This is a genomic window from Bartonella rattimassiliensis 15908 (assembly GCF_000278215.1).
GTDB lineage: Bacteria > Pseudomonadota > Alphaproteobacteria > Rhizobiales > Rhizobiaceae > Bartonella > Bartonella rattimassiliensis.
Map to the genome: position 1 here is coordinate 623,798 of NZ_JH725064.1, position 845 is coordinate 624,642.

Annotated in this window: 1 protein-coding gene; it reads left to right on the plus strand. The window is 40.7% G+C overall.

Annotated features, from left to right (window positions below):
* Window positions 1-4: 4 nt before the first annotated feature.
* The gene (locus MCY_RS02695; RefSeq protein ID WP_040296485.1) at window positions 5-787 is read left to right on the plus strand and encodes a hypothetical protein; all 783 of its coding nucleotides are present in this window, start codon (window positions 5-7) and stop codon (window positions 785-787) included.
* Window positions 788-845: the final 58 nt, after the last annotated feature.

Genomic DNA, 845 nt, shown 5'->3' on the forward strand with positions numbered 1-845 from the left:
TAGCATGACAGCTACAGTTACAAATCAAGAAACATCTCCAAAATATGAACTTACTAATGAAACCCGCGTTGTTAACGGTGTGACTTTACACCGCATTAAAGCTTTAAGAGATTTTGATGATGTTAAGGCTGGTCAATTGGGGGGCTTTATTGAAGATGAGAGTGATCTGTCTCATAAAGGCAATTGCTGGGTTTATGATGATGCTATGGTTATCAAAGCAAGCGTTTCCGAAAATGCCAAAATACGCAATAATGCCTGTGTTGTAAATTATGCTAGGGTTTATGGTAATGCCGTGATTAGTGATAAGGCATGGGTTTTGAGTGATAAAGCACGTGTTTATGACAATGCAATCATTAATGGCAATGCAAAAATTGGAGGCTACGTTTATGGCAATGCCGTTGTGAGTGATAATGCCGTTATTACAGAGGGCGCTCTTATTCACGATAACGCCCGCGTTTATGAAAATGCTCAAGTGAGTGGGCTTGTGTTTAATGATGCCCATGTCTATGGTAAATCACGCCTTGCTGCGTGGTCAAAAGCTTATGGCAATGCTCATGTTTTTGATAAGTCTATAGTTTATGAAGGTAGCAATATTTATGATAATGCCAAGGTTTCTGGCTCGGCGCGTGTTGGTCCCTGTGCAAACATTCACGATAATGCTCATGTGAGTGGCAAGGCACAAATTTGCCAATTTACAACGATTTATGGCAATGCTGTGCTTAAAGAAAATAAGAAATTTTCTGAAGATGTCTGTGGTGTTGATCAGGATATAAATAAAGCTGCGTAAATAACGCGCGGGCGCGGCGGGGCGCCCCCTCCTTTAGACATTTCATTAAAATTTACTC

Bases quoted from the DNA above. Each gene is read 5' to 3' on its own strand.
- MCY_RS02695 (WP_040296485.1), top strand. From the start codon at position 5: ATGACAGCTACAGTTACAAATCAAGAAACATCTCCAAAATATGAACTT.